This window comes from Bellilinea sp., assembly GCF_053501535.1.
Genome location: NZ_JBRCOK010000037.1, coordinates 101,448 through 117,490, shown reverse-complemented (window position 1 = coordinate 117,490; position 16,043 = coordinate 101,448). Strand labels below are relative to the sequence as shown.

The 16,043-nt window shown below is 48.6% G+C and carries 16 protein-coding genes; 5 read left to right on the top strand and 11 right to left on the bottom strand.

Annotation, left to right across the window (positions count from 1 at the left end):
* Window positions 1-53 precede the first annotated feature (53 nt).
* From ACWIZX_RS04425 to eno, 3 genes are all read left to right on the top strand, one after another.
* Entirely contained in the window at window positions 54-905 is an 852-nt protein-coding gene (locus tag ACWIZX_RS04425; protein ID WP_448334923.1) for a S1 RNA-binding domain-containing protein, read from the top strand.
* A 311-nt stretch (window positions 906-1,216) separates the two neighbouring features.
* Window positions 1,217-2,881, top strand: coding sequence for a CTP synthase (locus ACWIZX_RS04420; protein ID WP_448334922.1), 1,665 nt, complete (start codon window positions 1,217-1,219; stop codon window positions 2,879-2,881).
* An 86-nt stretch (window positions 2,882-2,967) separates the two neighbouring features.
* Window positions 2,968-4,257, top strand: a complete 1,290-nt coding sequence (gene eno, locus ACWIZX_RS04415; protein WP_322791472.1) for a phosphopyruvate hydratase — start codon at window positions 2,968-2,970, stop codon at window positions 4,255-4,257.
* Window positions 4,258-4,318: 61 nt separating this feature from the next.
* Here the strand turns inward: eno and ACWIZX_RS04410 are convergent, their stop codons facing one another.
* From ACWIZX_RS04410 to ACWIZX_RS04390, 5 genes are read right to left on the bottom strand one after another with little or no spacing between them, the layout of a single operon-like run.
* Entirely contained in the window at window positions 4,319-5,569 is a 1,251-nt protein-coding gene (locus ACWIZX_RS04410; protein WP_448334921.1) for an alpha/beta hydrolase, read from the bottom strand.
* A gap of 1 nt (window position 5,570) precedes the next feature.
* On the bottom strand, window positions 5,571-6,203 hold the full coding sequence (locus tag ACWIZX_RS04405; RefSeq protein WP_448334920.1) for an SDR family NAD(P)-dependent oxidoreductase: 633 nt from the start codon (window positions 6,201-6,203) through the stop codon (window positions 5,571-5,573).
* Window positions 6,196-6,678 (bottom strand): peroxiredoxin family protein, encoded by a 483-nt coding sequence (locus ACWIZX_RS04400; RefSeq protein ID WP_322791475.1) that lies wholly within the window; start codon window positions 6,676-6,678, stop codon window positions 6,196-6,198. The genes ACWIZX_RS04405 and ACWIZX_RS04400 overlap by 8 nt, the downstream gene beginning before the upstream one ends.
* A 19-nt stretch (window positions 6,679-6,697) precedes the next feature.
* Window positions 6,698-7,666, bottom strand: a complete 969-nt coding sequence (locus ACWIZX_RS04395) for an alpha/beta fold hydrolase (RefSeq protein ID WP_448334919.1) — start codon at window positions 7,664-7,666, stop codon at window positions 6,698-6,700.
* Window positions 7,663-8,421, bottom strand: coding sequence for an alpha/beta hydrolase (locus ACWIZX_RS04390; protein ID WP_448334918.1), 759 nt, complete (start codon window positions 8,419-8,421; stop codon window positions 7,663-7,665). The genes ACWIZX_RS04395 and ACWIZX_RS04390 overlap by 4 nt, the downstream gene beginning before the upstream one ends.
* 84 nt (window positions 8,422-8,505) lie before the next feature.
* Between ACWIZX_RS04390 and ACWIZX_RS04385 the strand changes: the two genes are divergently transcribed.
* Window positions 8,506-9,273: a class I SAM-dependent DNA methyltransferase gene (locus ACWIZX_RS04385; protein ID WP_322791478.1), complete on the top strand. Its 768-nt coding sequence runs from the start codon at window positions 8,506-8,508 to the stop codon at window positions 9,271-9,273.
* On the opposite strand, the gene ACWIZX_RS04380 is transcribed toward ACWIZX_RS04385, so the two are convergent.
* Genes ACWIZX_RS04380 through ruvB form a run of 4 tightly spaced genes read right to left on the bottom strand, consistent with a single transcriptional unit; the run spans window position 9,270 to window position 12,589 of the window.
* Window positions 9,270-9,950: a uracil-DNA glycosylase gene (locus ACWIZX_RS04380; protein ID WP_322791479.1), complete on the bottom strand. Its 681-nt coding sequence runs from the start codon at window positions 9,948-9,950 to the stop codon at window positions 9,270-9,272. The two genes, ACWIZX_RS04385 and ACWIZX_RS04380, sit on opposite strands and share 4 nt — an antisense overlap.
* A 7-nt stretch (window positions 9,951-9,957) precedes the next feature.
* Window positions 9,958-10,479: a peptidylprolyl isomerase gene (locus tag ACWIZX_RS04375; protein ID WP_322791480.1), complete on the bottom strand. Its 522-nt coding sequence runs from the start codon at window positions 10,477-10,479 to the stop codon at window positions 9,958-9,960.
* 18 nt (window positions 10,480-10,497) lie between these two features.
* Entirely contained in the window at window positions 10,498-11,517 is a 1,020-nt protein-coding gene (queA, locus tag ACWIZX_RS04370; RefSeq protein WP_322791481.1) for a tRNA preQ1(34) S-adenosylmethionine ribosyltransferase-isomerase QueA, read from the bottom strand.
* Window positions 11,518-11,542: 25 nt separating this feature from the next.
* Window positions 11,543-12,589: a Holliday junction branch migration DNA helicase RuvB gene (gene ruvB, locus ACWIZX_RS04365; protein ID WP_448334917.1), complete on the bottom strand. Its 1,047-nt coding sequence runs from the start codon at window positions 12,587-12,589 to the stop codon at window positions 11,543-11,545.
* Window positions 12,590-12,661: 72 nt separating this feature from the next.
* On the opposite strand from ruvB, the gene upp reads away from it, so the two are divergent.
* A complete protein-coding gene (gene upp / locus ACWIZX_RS04360; protein ID WP_322791483.1) occupies window positions 12,662-13,288 on the top strand; it encodes a uracil phosphoribosyltransferase in 627 nt (208 codons plus the stop codon).
* 132 nt (window positions 13,289-13,420) lie between these two features.
* Here upp and ACWIZX_RS04355 read toward each other — a convergent pair whose 3' ends face one another.
* Both ACWIZX_RS04355 and moaA read right to left on the bottom strand, forming a co-directional pair.
* A complete protein-coding gene (locus tag ACWIZX_RS04355) occupies window positions 13,421-15,004 on the bottom strand; it encodes a hypothetical protein (protein ID WP_448334916.1) in 1,584 nt (527 codons plus the stop codon).
* 34 nt (window positions 15,005-15,038) lie between these two features.
* The gene (gene moaA / locus ACWIZX_RS04350; RefSeq protein ID WP_448334915.1) at window positions 15,039-16,028 is read right to left on the bottom strand and encodes a GTP 3',8-cyclase MoaA; all 990 of its coding nucleotides are present in this window, start codon (window positions 16,026-16,028) and stop codon (window positions 15,039-15,041) included.
* Window positions 16,029-16,043 lie beyond the last annotated feature (15 nt).

The window sequence follows — 16,043 nt, the reverse complement described above, 5'->3', positions numbered from 1 at the left end:
CTAGGGGTATAATCAAACCTCGCAGTAATTAAGACCTTTGGGAGAAAAGTATTATGGAAAATACCGCTGCTGCGGAAAGCAACACGAATATTGAAATTAAGCCAAAAATGAAATTTGCCGGAAAGGTCATCAAAACCACTCTGGCTGGTGCTGTTGTTGAAATTGCGGAAGGTCAAAAAGCCGTCCTTCATATTTCGCAAATATCCACCTTCACTGACCAACCCATTAAAAGCGTCAAAGACGTTTTACAAGTTGGACAAATCATTGATGTGTGGGTACGCCGCATCAAAGACAACCGCATCGAATTAACCATGATCAAACCGCTTGAGCTGGAATGGCGCGAAATTAAACCCGACATGGTGGTAAAGGGCAAAGTGGTGCGCATTGAGAACTTTGGTGTATTTCTGGATATTGGCGCAGAACGCCCCGGCTTGATTCATATCAGCGAACTGGCTCACGGCTATGTGCGAACGCCCGCGGACGTAGTTAAAGAAGGCGACGAGCTGGAAGCCAAAGTAATTGATGTCAATAAAAAGAAAAAACAAATCAAACTCAGCGTTAAAGCCCTCCTGCCCGAACCAGTTCAGGAAGAAGTAACCGAACCGGTCAGAGAACCCAAAAAAGAAACAGGCAAAGAAAGACCACGTCGCAGCAAGAAGAACCCTTCCCGTCAGGAACGCCACAGCGATTACGGCGATTTAAGCGCCGAATTCCATCAGGCCGGTGAGGCTTCTACCGCCGAAAGTGAGCCAACCGCCATGGAAATTGCCCTTCGCGAAGCCATGGAACGTGCCAAAGATCGAAAAAAGGTTGAAAAAGCCAAAAAAGAAAAGGCTAAAAGCCTTTCCAATGAACAGGAAGAAATTTTGGCGCGCACCTTAGAGCACAAGAGCACAACTCAATAATTTTGGTAGCTGGTTAAAGTCCCTTAACGCCAGGCTTAATGGTCTCCCCGGGTCATTCTGCTGAGGTGAACTTCACAACTCTGCTTTGGTCAGGCAGAGTTGTTTTTTTCTTCAAAATCAAAAAACTATGATAAACTTTGGAAAGGTAGAACCCACAACGGACAATCTACCTTACCAATCCGTAAATCTTTCTTTGATTGCATGGTGTTATCCAAAAGAGATTTTCAACATTGCTTCTGAAAATCATCTCCTGAGGGAGGAGCCAATTTTACGCCCTCCCTCATGTTATTGATGGATGTAGTGGAGGCAAAATGCCAACCAAATACATTTTTTACACCGGTGGGGTTGTCAGTTCGGTCGGCAAAGGGGTAACTGCTGCTGCTACCGGACGATTGTTGAAAGAGCGAGGCTTCGCCGTTGCCGTTCAAAAACTGGATCCTTATATCAATGTAGACCCGGGAACAATGAGCCCCTATCAACATGGGGAAGTTTATGTCCTGGATGACGGGGCAGAAACCGATCTTGACCTCGGTCATTATGAACGCTTCATTGACATCCGCTTGAACCGCGTTTGCAATATGACCACCGGTCAAATATATGCCGAAGTTATCAGCAAAGAGCGGCGCGGTGATTATCTCGGTGGCACAATTCAGGTTATTCCGCACATCACCAATGAAATCAAACGGCGAATTGCGATGGTTTCCAAAACAACCGGCGCAGAAATTGTCCTTGTAGAAGTGGGTGGTACGGTTGGAGATATCGAATCGCAACCCTTTTTAGAAGCATTGCGTCAATTGCGGCGGGATGTGGGTCGAGAGAACACCCTTTATATTCATGTCACCTGGCTGCCATATATTGGCGCAACGGGTGAAATTAAAACCAAACCTACTCAGCATTCTGTCGCTCAATTACGGGCAATCGGCATCACACCGGATATGATCGTTGCCCGTTCCGATTATCCCCTCAATCGCGAAATTATCGAAAAAATCGCCCAGTTTTGCGATGTTGAAAAACGCGCCGTTATTTCAATGGTAACAGCCTCCAACCTTTATGAAGTACCTTTGATGCTGGAAGAAGCCGGGGTAGCCGAATTCCTGCTTGAAAAGTTGGGCTTACAAAGCCGCCGCACCCCAGATTGGAAGGATTGGAAACGACTGGTAGAGCAGGTTCATAAACCCAAACCCAAAATCAAAATTGCCCTGATCGGCAAATATGTGGAACTTCACGATGCCTATATGAGCGTTCGTGAGGCTTTGAACCATGCTGCGCTTCACCTGGGCGTAGAAGTGGAAATTATCTGGATCCACTCCGCCGACCTTGAAAAAGGGAAACACCTTGATGAGATACGCAGCGCAGCGGGTATTTTGATTCCCGGGGGATTTGGCAGCCGTGGAATAGAGGGGAAAATTGCCGCAGCCCGCATCGCCCGCACCGAAAAGATCCCTTTTTTAGGGTTGTGTCTGGGAATGCAATTGATGTGCGTTGAATTTGCCCGGCACATTTTGAAAGACGAACGCGCCAATTCGACCGAGTTTGACCGAACCACCCCCCACCCCGTAATTGATTTGATGCCCGACCAGCAGCACATAACGGACATGGGCGGCACCATGCGTTTGGGTTTATATCCCTGCCAGCTGCAGCCGGATACCATTGCCCGGCACGCTTATCAACAAGAATTGGTGGAAGAACGCCATCGCCACCGTTTTGAATTTAACAATGCTTACCGCCAGATCTTTGAGGAGAATGGCATGGTTTTTTCTGGTATTTCTCCAAATGGCTTGCTGGTTGAAATTTGCGAATTGAGCGATCACCCCTTTATGGTTGGTACCCAATTCCACCCCGAGTTTCTTTCCCGCCCCAACCGGCCTCATCCCCTTTTCAAAGCATTCGTTCAGGCTGCTTGTGAACACGTCGGAGTAAAAGTTCAGCCTTTCACAAACTCAAAAGAAAAAAACCAAAAATTGGATTATACTTAGCATGTTTGGAGCACCAGTTCAACAGTCTTACGACTGTACACAGTCTTACAACTGTTCAATCAAATCTTTCAAAAGAGGTAAATAACATGGATACAACAATTGAATCAATTCTTGCTCAGGAAATTCTCGATTCACGCGGCAACCCGACCATTGAAGTAGAAGTTGTACTGGCAGATGGCAGCTGGGGACGTGCCGCCGTTCCCTCCGGTGCTTCAACCGGTACTCACGAAGCGCTTGAATTGCGCGATGGTGATAAAACCCGCTACAACGGCAAGGGCGTACTCAAAGCAGTGGAAAATGTCAACAACGAAATTGCCGATGCCCTGATCGGCTGGGATGCGCTGGAACAAAAAGCGATTGATATGGAAATGATCGCTCTGGACGGCACTCCCAACAAGTCCAAACTGGGTGCCAATGCCATTTTAGGAGTCAGCCTGGCGGTCGCCAAAGCAGCAGCCAACTCATTGGGCTTGCCGCTTTACCGCTATATTGGTGGGGTTTACGCTCACGTCCTGCCTGTTCCCATGATGAATATCCTAAACGGCGGCGCACATACCGCCTGGCAGTCCACCGATGCCCAGGAATTCATGGTCATGCCGCTGGGAGCGTCGTCCTTTGCAGAAGGTCTGCGTTGGGGAGCTGAAATCTATCATGCGCTCAAAAGCGTCCTCAAAGCACGCGGTTACACCACCCTGGTAGGTGATGAGGGCGGATATGCTCCCTCACTCAAAGCCAATGTTGAGGCGGTAGAAGTCATTTTGGAAGCCATCCAAAAAGCCGGCTTTAAAGCCGGTGAGCAGGTTGCCATCGCTCTAGATCCAGCTGCTTCGGAGCTGTTCGACGCTGAAACCCGCAAGTACAATCTACGCAAAGAAGGGAAAATGCTCTCCAGTGAGGAAATGGTGGCCTTCTGGAAGAATTGGATTGACCAATATCCGATTGTTTCACTGGAAGACGGTTTGGCGGAGGACGATTGGGAAGGCTGGAAGATTGTGATGAGTGAACTGGGCGACCGCGTTCAGATCGTTGGCGATGATTTGCTGGTGACCAACCCACAGCGCATCCGCCGCGGCATTGAAGAAAAGACCTGTAATGCTCTGCTGGTCAAGTTGAACCAGATCGGCTCACTCACTGAAACAATCCAGGCGGTTGAAATGGTGCATCGTGCCGGCTGGCGGACTGTTGTTTCTCACCGCTCTGGCGAAACCGAAGACTCTACGATTGCCGACCTGGCTGTTGCGCTCAATACCGGTCAAATTAAAACCGGTGCCCCTGCCCGCTCTGACCGGGTTGCCAAGTACAATCAACTGCTGCGCATCGAAGCTGAGTTGGGTGATACGGCTCAATACGCTGGCTGGAGCGCTCTGCGCCGCTAAACACCGACTTGTGAGGAAAGAGAGACCGGTGGGAATAAAAAACCATCCCACCGGTATTTTTTTATTGCCTCATTCTGAATCTTTCAGCAAATTCAAGAACGGCTTGCTCGGTCGCCGCGTAACCTTTATTAAAACGTTGGTTGATATTGTGATCCCCCTCCGTTTCTACATACTCCAGCGGCGCATTTATCTGGCGTATCAGAGCCTGGGTTCCCTGGGGCAACACCACCGGATCATACTTCCCCTGTACGACCAGAACAGGAACCTCAATCCGTTTTAAGCCTTGAATAATCAACTGGCTGAGCCGCCTGAACTGCTCTAAGAACACCATTGGCAGGCGAATGTCCATCAAAGACCGACGCACCTGCGGATCGTCCAAATTGAATCCTGGCAACAATTCGGTTGAAGCCGCGCGGAATTGTTCAGGCTTCAGCCAGCGTGTACGGAAGGGATAAATGGACACCGGCAGAATGGTTCTGACCGGCAGTGCCAGCCACTTAACCCACCATGGCTCGGCTTTCCAGAAGGGAGAAAGCAAAATCAACCCATCCGGCTTTACCTTACTGGCCACCGCCAGAGAAATCCCCCCACCCAGTGAGTAACCCATCAATAAAACGGGAGAAAAATTTTGGCGCAGGTCATTCAGGTTCTTTTCCACCTCTTCCAACCAGTCGGTTACACGGGTTTGAAAGAGGTGAGAAAAACCAGTGCCATGGCCGGGTAAACGCAATAAACGCACATGCCAGCCAGCCTTGTTCAAGGCTTCTCCAAGCGCAAGCATCTCAGCCGGACTGCCGGGAAAACCATGCACCAGTAAGATTGCGCCATGCTTGCCTGGCAGGTCGGTGGTATCATGCAGCGTTTCTTTGAAAATTCCAAGGTCGGGCAGGGGCTTTTCCAGGGGGGCATGTGTTGCATGCCAGATGTCAAAGAAGAACAAAAAACCACCCTGAACGATAATGCCAATTCCCGTACCGGCTAAGAAAGGATCATTTGCCCCGCGCAACAGGTAAAGCAAACTGCCGCCGGTTATGTAAAACACATCCAAACCGGTGTTGATCCATAAAATTTTTCTCAGTTTTCGGGTTTCTTTTTCTGCAACCGTCAGATCAACTGTCTGAAACAGCCTGGGTAAAGAACCGCGTAAACCAAACAGGGCAATTGCCGCATCTACGGCTGCCCACACAATCGCTTGAATGGCAAATCCGCGCCAGAAATCTCCGCGTCCAAAAACCAATAACCCGAGGACGACACTGAGTAAACTCCATAACAACAGTCGTCTGGATAGTAAGTGCTGATAGTCCCAAATCATGTCATTCCAAAAACAAGTCTTTATAGTTATTTTGATAAGCAGAATACATTTTCTGCGCCAGTTCCTCCGGTTTAAGTGCATTCGCCGGCAGCCGGAAGGGAACTTTTTTCCACAATGCAGTGTCCACCGCGGCAGGACGCACAACCACAACTGCCCGTTTCAGTTCCTTACGCAACACTTCTGCAAAGGCTTCTAAACCGGCTTTAGCAGCAGCATACGCTGCCAGTCCTGGCAACCGCATCCGCTCACTGACCGCCCCTAAAATGTAAACTGGCGCGCCTTCGTTCAAAAGCGCTTGACTGTGGTAAATGGCATGAAATACACCATTCAGGTTGGCATTCAAAATTCGCTGCCATTCTACCTCGTCCATATTACCAATGGGTTTAGAAAGTATATCACCAATCGCGTAAACCCACCAATCCACGCCGTCAACTTCCTGTGCTATGGCTGCCACAGCCTCGCGAACAGAGTAAGAACTGGCAACATCCACCTCAAAGGCTAATGGGGTAATTTTCCTGGCCTCGACTTCACTCCTGCCCGTTCCGACCACCTGCCAGCCTTCTTTCAACAAAAGCCCTGCCAGCGCAGATCCAATTCCACCATTGACTCCCCAAATCAACGCAGTCTTATTCATCTTGTTCCTCACCAATTTCCTCAATGACCTTTAGGATTTCGTTATTATCCGGAATATCCGACATGGACGAGGCGTAATGTTTATAGCGAATCATTCCGTTTTTATCAATCACAAACACCGCCGGCATCCTGCCGAGTTTGAGCAAGTTGACCTCCTGGTAGTACTTATCCGCAATCTTCGACTTGATATCAGGCACCCCAACAAAGGGCATGTTTTCCAATTCCCAAAAACGCTGATAAGCACGCGGCCCATCCGGTCCTAATGCAATAATCTCAGCACCTCTTCGGCTAAACTCATCGTAATCCTGACGCAACTGCGCCATATGCTTCACGCAGTATGGTCACATGAACCCACGGTTGAAAACCAGAACGACCACCTTTTTCCCACGATAGTCTGATAACCGAATTGTATTCCCATGCGTATCTACAGCTTCAAAATCTGGAGCAGGGATATTGATTTTTAATTGCTTGGGCATCTTAAGCCACCTCCGATGATTATTTGATTTCAGCCAAAAAGTCCAAAACTGCCTTCAAAAATGGTTCGGGGCATTCCTCCTGCGGGACATGTCCACAATTGGGAAAAACAGCCAGTTTTGCCCCGGGTATCTCATTGGCAAGCCGCAGACTTTCGGCAGTTGGGACAATGCGATCATCATCCCCGGTTACAACCAGAACCGGCATCTTGAGTTGATCAAGGCGCTCTGCCAGACGCGATTCACCGCTGGCTTTCGTTAGCTCCCATAAGGCTCGATCCCAATTCGCCAGTTTCAAGGGTTTGCGATAACCCTCAACGATATCATCCGTAATTTTGGAGGGATCATGCCAGGCAGCCCGTAAAAAAGCATCTCCCTGTTCGCCGGCAATTGAACGTGCAAACCAAGGTCCCAGCCGGTCAAACTGGGGTGTACGCAGCAACGGGCGAATCCACGCCGGTGCGCCACCACCCGCATAAATCGCTGCATCCACCAGCACCAGCGCGCTCACCCGTTCAGGATGTGCCAGCGCTGCAGCAACAGCAACGGTGCCGCCAGCTGAATTGCCGATCAACACCGCCTGTTCAACGCCGAACTGATCCATCAACCCAATCAACAATTGGATTTGCGAGGTAAGGGTATAAGGCGATTCTCCTTCCCATTCACCGGGCATGGGGCGCTCCGTTAGGCCAAAAGCCGGACGGTCAAAAGCAATTACGGTACCGGCTTTTGCCAGGGGCTGCATCACTTCACGCCAGGAAAAGGTGCTTGCCCCAAATCCGTGCAGTAAAATCATCACTGGTTCGCCACTCCCATATTGTTTGTAATGCACATCAATCCCATTGACCTCAATAAAACGGCTGTCATCATCCATTAGCGCCGTTACCGGAACAGGATCCGGCAAAGGTGGAATAGGAATGACCAGCGGCCCGATGGTAATCACCAGTAAGACCACCAGTAAAAACAATCCAATAATCCGGAAAGGTTTCATTTTTCCACCCCGTTGAGAGATAATTGCGCCAAAAACTTGGCCGTTTCTGCGACAATGACCAGTTGCTGATCTTCGCGGCTGATCAAGGCCTGGCCGTCTCCCGGTTGATTTCCATACCAGCCAAATTGCGCATGATTACCACCCGCAATTTGCACCCAGTGCGTATCGTCCGGTAAAAGGCTGCGCGAGGCTTCAACCACATCCGTTGTTGCCAGTCCATCTTCACTCCCGTAAATCGAAATCACCCGAATGGGTAAATTTTTTAGTGGATTATTTTCCGCCGGGTATGAAGCCCACAAAACCAATCCTTGCACTTGATCAGGATTCTGATATACAAAATTGGCCGCCATGGCGCCGCCTAACGAATGCCCGCCAACTGCCCATCGTTGAATTTCCGGATGAGAAGCGATCACCTCACTTGCTTTTTGTGGAGCAAAAACCGCTAGATTGAAAGGCATGGGTACCAGCGCTACCAGAAATCCGGCACTGGCTATCTTTCTTGCCAGCGGGGCGTACGATCGCCAATCCACCCGCCCGCCGGGGTAAATAATAAAACCGGTAGTTACCTGACCTGCTGTTGGCAAGAATTCCCACCAATCCCCTTGGGATTGGGTCACAACCTGTTCGTCGCTGATCAACGCAGCACTTGCCTCTGGCATCGGACCTAAAGGGGTATAAGCCCAAACCGAAAATCCACCAAAAACAACAAGAATTATGGCGAGTGGGAGAAGCAATAAAATTTTTCGTCTGTTCATAATACCCATTCTAAACCACCCTGAGTTGTGGAACAAGATATAATTGTACAAAGGTTTTACAAACGGTGAATAAGGAATATTCAAATGAGCGAAATTTACCAACAATTTGCCGAGGTATATCGTCGGGGTTCTTACCCGGAATTTTCAAAATGGGTTTTTAATTTGCTGCCGTCCCTGTTAGAAAAATATGCCCTGCCAAGATCTGGTAAGTTGCTCGACCTTGCGTGCGGTGAAGGCACCTTTCTGGAAGGAATGCTTCTCAATGGTTGGCAAGTAACCGGCCTGGATCAATCTTCGAACATGCTGCGCTTCGCTGAAGCCCGCCTAAAAAACACTGGCAAATCTTTCAGGCTGATCCAGGATGACATGCGCAATCTTTCCTTCGAGAATGAGTTTGATCTGGTTACTTGCTGGTTCGATAGTTTGAACTACTTGCTGGAATTGGCCGATCTAGAAAATACTTTCAGGCGCGTTTTTCGCGCGCTCAAACCCAACGGCGGCTTCCTGTTCGACATGAATACCCTTTATGGGCTTTTTGTGCGCTGGCAGCAGCACCCCGTTTACATTTCTCAGGAAACAGATGATCTTCTGGAAATTCATATCCCCTCCTGTGACTACGAGAAAAGCGAAGCCTCTTTGCGAATAATCCTCTTCGTTCGCGATGACCAGAAAAACCAATGGAACCGCTGGGAAGAGATTCATACCCAGAGAGCATACCCAATGGACCTCATTCAATCTGCATTGGAAAAAGCCGGTTTTCAGGTACTGGCTCGGCTTGGGAATCTTACCGAACAAAGTCCGGCGTTACCCTCATCGGGGCGGGTCTGGTTTATTGCCCAAAAACCTGCTTAGCCAAGTTCATCCCTCACCTGCTGCCAAATACCCGCAAACATTGCTCGCGTAAGCCTGCCAGTTTGAGTATTTTGCCGGCTGGGATGATACGAAGCCAACAACCACGGCAGATCATCCGCAGGACGGTAAAACGCCCCATGCCGAAACGGCAACAACCGGTTTTGCGGTCGGATGATTTTCTGAACACGTTCAAAGGCGATCCGCCCCAAAGCAACAATGCCCTCCAGCCTCGTCAGCAATCGAATTTCTTCAACCAGGTAAGGCTGGCAATTGAGAATTTCCTCCATCAGTGGACGGTTATCCGGCGGAGCGCAGCGACATATTGCGCTGATGAAAACATCCTGCAGCTCCAGTCCATCCTCCCGGTGTACGGCCTGTGGCTGGCTGGCAAAACCCGCTTCGTGTAAAGCCTGATAAAGAAAATCTCCAGAGGAATCGCCCGTAAACATGCGACCGGTGCGGTTCGAGCCATGGGCGCCCGGCGCCAAACCCACAATTAACACCCGCGCTTCAATATCCCCAAAACCCGGTACCGGCTTCCCCCAATAGTCCCAATCCGCAAAGGCGCGTCGGCGCTCCCGCGCTACCTGCTGCCGCCATTCAACCAGACGCGGACAGCGCCGACAGGTAATGATTTGATCATTTAGCCGCTCCCAAAACAGTTGCTGCGATGACAATGAAGTCCTAATCCTCTTCGCTGATAATAACAGTTTTCAATTTCACCGCCGGGCTGTTAACCTTAATCGGGTCACGTTCAGGTATAGAAAGCAGAACATCCATTCCTGAAATCACCTCACCAAACACGGCGTGACGATTATCCAGCCAGGGGGTCGGCACATGGGTGATAAAAAATTGAGAACCGTTGGTATTTGGGCCGGCATTCGCCATCGAAAGAATGCCGGGTTTGTCGTGCTTCAGGGAGGGATGAAATTCATCTTCGAAGCGATAACCCGGTCCACCTCTGCCGCTACCGGTAGGGTCGCCACCCTGGGCCATGAAATCGGCAATCACGCGATGGAAGATAGTGTCATCGTAAAAGCCTTGTCGGGCAAGGAAAACAAAGTTGTTGACTGTTTTTGGCACCTTATCGGCATGAAGGCGAACAACAATATCTCCCTTTTCAGTCACAAATGTTGCTGTGTAGCGCTTCTTTGGGTCTATCTGCGTTGCGGGAGGTTGACTCCATTGCAAATTCTTTTTGGTCATGATTTCTCCTTTTCTTGATTATACAATCAACATGGCATCACCGAAGGAATAAAAACGGTACTCAAGTCGCACAGCTTCCTGATATGCATTCAAAATCCGTTCTCTGCCAGCAAAAGCCGAAACCAGCATGAGCAAGGTTGAGCGCGGCAAATGAAAATTAGTAATCATTGCGTCCACCGCTCTGAATGAGTATCCAGGCAGAATGAACAAACGCGTTCTCCCGCTAAAAGGTGCAACCACCTGCCCCGCCGAGGCGTTCAAAGCTGCGCTTTCCAAAGTCCGCACCGAAGTGGTTCCCACTGCAACAACCCGCCCGCCTTCTGCGCGAGCAGAGTTGATCAACCTCGCGGCCTCCTCATCCAGTTCACACCACTCACTGTGGATGGCATGCTCGCGCGGGTCTTCTTCGTTGACCGGCGCAAAGGTATCCAGCCCTACATGCAGCGTAATTCTGGCAAACCGGACTCCCTTTTGTTCAAGGCGACCGATCAGTTCCGGCGTAAAGTGCAAACCGGCGGTTGGTGCGGCGGCAGACCCGGGCAGCCGCGCAAAAACCGTCTGATAACGTTCCGGATTTTCGAGTTTTTCATGAATATAAGGCGGCAAAGGCACCTGCCCCTTTTTTTCAAGGTAAGGTTCAATCTCCATCTCAAATCGAACCAGGCGACGTGCCCCATCCAGCACGGCTTCAATCACGGCTCGCGGGCCATCCACCAGCTGGATCACGGTTCCCGCCCCTACTTTTTTACCGCCGATCAACGCCTCCCACACCCTTTCGCTTTCGCGTCTAAGGAGAAGAATTTCAACTTTTCCGCCAGTGGGTTTGATTCCATAAATTCGTGCAGGAATCACCCGTGTTTGATTAATGACCAGCACATCTCTATCATTCAAATATTCCGGCAGTTCATAAAAATGGCGATGCTCCATTTCGCCGCTCTGGCGGTTCAGTACCAGCAGGCGGGCATTATGACGCGGCTCAATCGGATGCTGTGCAATCCGTTCGGGCGGTAGATGATAATCAAAGTCGCTGGTACGCATGGTTCGATGAAACTCAATTTTTAGGTTATTCTGCTGTTGAAGCATCAAACAGGGTGGGCTGACGCTGCTCTCCCGGATAGGGGATCCCCATATGTTCGTAGGCCAAACGGGTTGCCACTCTACCCTGTGGGGTGCGGTCTAAAAATCCCAATTGCAGCAAATAGGGTTCAACCACATCCATAATGGTATCGGGTTCTTCACCAATTGAAGCAGCAATCGTGTTCAGTCCCACCGGCCCGCCGCCATATTTTTCGATGATGGTGCTTAACACCCGCCGGTCTACATCGTCCAAACCCAGCGGGTCAACATTCAGTAAATTCAACGCTTCTTGTGCCACCTCCCGGCTGATGGCACCATCTGCCCGAACCTGCGCAAAATCCCGCACTCGCCGTAATAAACGCAGAGCCACCCGCGGGGTACCTCGCGCCCGCCGGGCAATTTCCTCTACCCCAGCCGCTTCAGCCGGCACTTTTAGAATTTGGGCTGCCCGCTGCACAATCACGCACATTGCTTCCAGTTCATAATAATCCAGCCGGTAAACTGCTCCAAAGCGGGCCCGCAGCGGCGCACTGACCAACGCTAACCGTGTGGTTGCACCAATCACCGAAAAACGCGGCAGTTTTAAGCGAATGGATCGCGCTGAAGGCCCCTTGCCGATCACGATATCCAGAGCAAAATCCTCCATTGCAGGGTAAAGGACTTCCTCAACCGTCTTTCCCAGGCGGTGAATCTCATCAATAAACAGAATGTCCCCGGCATGCAAATTGGTGAGAATGGCTGCCAGATCGCCCGCTCGTTCAACTGCGGGTCCGGCCGTGATTTTGATATTGACACCCATCTCGTTTGCCAGCACATGCGCAAGTGTCGTTTTTCCCAGCCCGGGCGGCCCGTAGAAAAGAACGTGATCTAATGGTTCGCTCCGTTTGCGGGCTGCACTGATCAAAATAGATAAATTTTCCTTGACCTGATCCTGACCGATCACTTCGTTCAAATGTCGCGGTCGCATGGCTTGATCCAGCCGGTCATCCGGTCGGGCTTCGGGTTGTACCAATCGGCTTGAAGAATCGTTCATGGCAACGATTATACCCTCTTTCGTTTGGTCGAATGGGTTTATAATGGGAAAAATCTTCTCCAAGGAGCAGATATGTCCCAGGTCTTCATCTCCCAACATCCGCTGGTAGCCCACAAACTTGCTAAACTTCGCTCAACCCAAACCGAACCGAAAAAATTTCGTGAATTGGTCCGCGAAATCACCATCCTGCTTGCCTACGAAGCCACCGCCGATTTGCAAATCCAGCCTGTGCAAGTACAAACCCCATTAGGTACTGCTCCCGGTGCAGAGTTGCTGGAAAAGATTGGATTGGTACCCATTCTGCGCGCTGGTCTGGGAATGGTTGAAGGGATCTGGGAAATGATGCCCTCTGCTGAAGTCTGGCATATTGGCATCTACCGAGATGAGAAAACCCTTAAACCTGTCCAGTATTACAACAAATTACCCACCGAACCGCGGGTATCTGTGTGCCTGATCCTCGATCCAATGCTTGCCACCGGCGGTTCAGCCGTTGCTACCGTGGATATTCTCAAGCAATGGGGAGTCAGACGCATCAAATTTGTCGGATTGATTGGCGCGCCGGAAGGCATCCAGAACATGCAGCAACATCACCCGGATGTCCCCATTCATCTTGCAGCGGTGGACGACCATCTCAACGAAATTGGTTACATCGTTCCGGGTTTGGGAGATGCCGGCGACCGTCAATTTGGTACCGGGTAGACGCCGTATCTCTATATAAACATCATTTTTTGTTTAGAACAATGATCATACATAAATCATTGTTCTATGCTTCCAGGGGCTGTCCCCTTACTTTTTGGACAGCCCCATTTTATTTCGCTGGTCAAAACCGGTCTATTTGACCTCTTTTTCCATCCCAAAAGGGCTGCCTGATCGTTCTTTCCAGACAGCCCCTGGAAATTCCATCAAGTATGCGGAGGCTCCCCGTTGGAAATTTATTTCTGAAACCAGTGTTCCGTTTTTCTCCAATATATCAACTGCGCTTTCAAGATCAAGGTAGGTATAATGCGAAAAAATAAACCACACTCTCCCCTTTTTTGACATTTTTTGTACATCTTGCAAAAAATAGTCTTTCCAAGATTCGGTTTTATTAATATTTTGAACTTCAGGACTTCCAATTTGGTATCGTTCTTCAGGTAGGTTGAATCGCAGCGAATAGTACAAAAAATTACATCTTCCTCCATAGTAAGCATAAAAATAATCGTCTTCTTTCATTTCACGTAAGACAAATTTCATTACTTGACTCAATTCTTCTCTCTTAACTATCCTTTCCTGAGGTAAAACCAACCAAATCATAGGAATTGCGGATATAAGCAACAATGAAATCACAACTAACGGAATTTTCTTTTTGTCTTCAAACATACCGGTTAATTGCTTTAAGCCGTAACCAACAAATAGAATTGCAGAAGGTACAAGGAAAAGAATCATCCGATCAGCAAAAGGATATATGCTAAGAAACGCTGCCAATAAAGTAAAAATAATAGGTAAAAGGAAAATATAAAAATTTTTTTCCTTATCATAAATTGAACTAAAAATGCCAATTAATAATAGCAACGCCGCTGCACCCCAGTAAAGATTTTCGCTTCGCAGATTAAAAATCCAATAAGGCTGCTCTATAACCCAATAAAGAAAATCCAAACCGTCCTTCGTAAGCGGAAATCCAAATTCCCAAAATTCCTTAAGATATGAATTTTGGGTTAAATTAGAATAATTGAGGATGTAAAGAGCCAGCGCTAGACCAACCCAGCTCAATCCGCAAAGGATTATTTTTGGTAAATTCATTATAAAATTGTTGTGTTTTAATTCCTCATAAACCCAAAGAACCCCAATAGATGCCAGCATAAATATTGCTGGATGAGAGAATAAAATTGCGACTAGACCCGTCACACACAATAGTAATGATTTCCTCCATGATTTGTTGCCTTCAAAAAAAGCGATTCCAACGGCTGCAATAATCAAGAAAACCAAAACATCAGATGAATATTGTTTGACTTCCGAGGAAAATCGTATAAGACCTGGATGAACAGAAAACATCCAAGAGCTAAAAAGAGCATATGTTTTTCCTAACAGCTTGTGACTTAAAAAAATGAATAAATAAAGAGACAACAATGAAGAAATTAGAGAAAATAACCGAAGAGTGTTCTCATCATAATTATTAAATAAGTCAGTAATAAACTTTACAACCAAAAGAAATCCAATAGGAGCTCCCTGCTCGTAATCTAAAGGCTGGAGGAGTTGGGCGTAATTTCTTTCAATGATATTTAAGGCTACACAAGATTCATCTACCCATAAGGATCGAAAATCTCGATAGAATTTTATCCGGGCATAAGTCCCAACAATCATTGTCAATGAAACTAATATGACAAATATTAAAAGACTAAGTTTTTTAGGTTGTTTAATAAATTCGTAAATATTCATAAGACAAGGAATTTGTAATTTACTTTTTTAAGGATTAGCCCCCAATCTGAATCATACACCTTCCATTTGGGCTTATGTGGCTGGCCAGTTGATGTCCAGCTGGTTTCTTTTGTAGCGCTTCCTCCAACAGAGATTCAATTGGTTTTCCAGCTCGCAGAGCCGGTAAAACCGGAATTTCCAGGTCGCTCATCAAGCAAGGGCGTAAATGGCCGTCTGCCGTCAGGCGGATGCGATTGCAGCGCTGGCAAAAGTGCTGCTCGGTTAATGGTGAAATAAAACCAACCGTCCCCATGCCCCCTTTCAGCCGATAAGGTCTTGCCGGTCCGGAATCGTTTTCCAAAATGGCTGGCTCTAAACCCAAAGGTTGCAACAAAGCCATGACCTCACTGACGGGCATAAAAATTTGCTCTGGCGGGGGAAACCCTTCGCCCCATGACTGCTGATTTTCAATCGGCATCAATTCAATAAAGCGCAAATTCCAGGTATGTTTCAGGGTCAATTTTGCCAGATCAACCAACTCATCATCGTTAATCCCGCGCATGATGACCGTGTTGATTTTGATCGGCGTTAACCCACACACCTCCGCCGCAGCAATCCCCCTCAAGACATTCTCCAGATTTCCTCCGCGGGTGATCCTGGCAAATTTTTCAGCATTCAATGTATCCAGACTGACATTCACGCGCTTTAAACCCGCTTGGGCAAGCGCGCCGGCATATTTTTCCAGCAAAATACCGTTAGTAGTGAGACTGATATCCTCAATTCCCTCAATAGCAGAAATCATCTGAACCAGTCTGGGCAAGTCGGCCCGTACCAGAGGCTCACCGCCGGTGATGCGCACTTTCCGAATACCCAACCGGGCAGCCACCGCCACCAATGCCGCAATTTCCTCATAGCGCATGATACGTTCGTGCGGAACATAAGGTACACCTTGCGGCGGCATGCAATAGACGCAGCGAAAATTGCACCGATCGGTTACAGAAATTCGCAAATAGGTAATTTGTCTGCCGAAGGAATCGATTAGCAAGGGGGTATTCTCCTT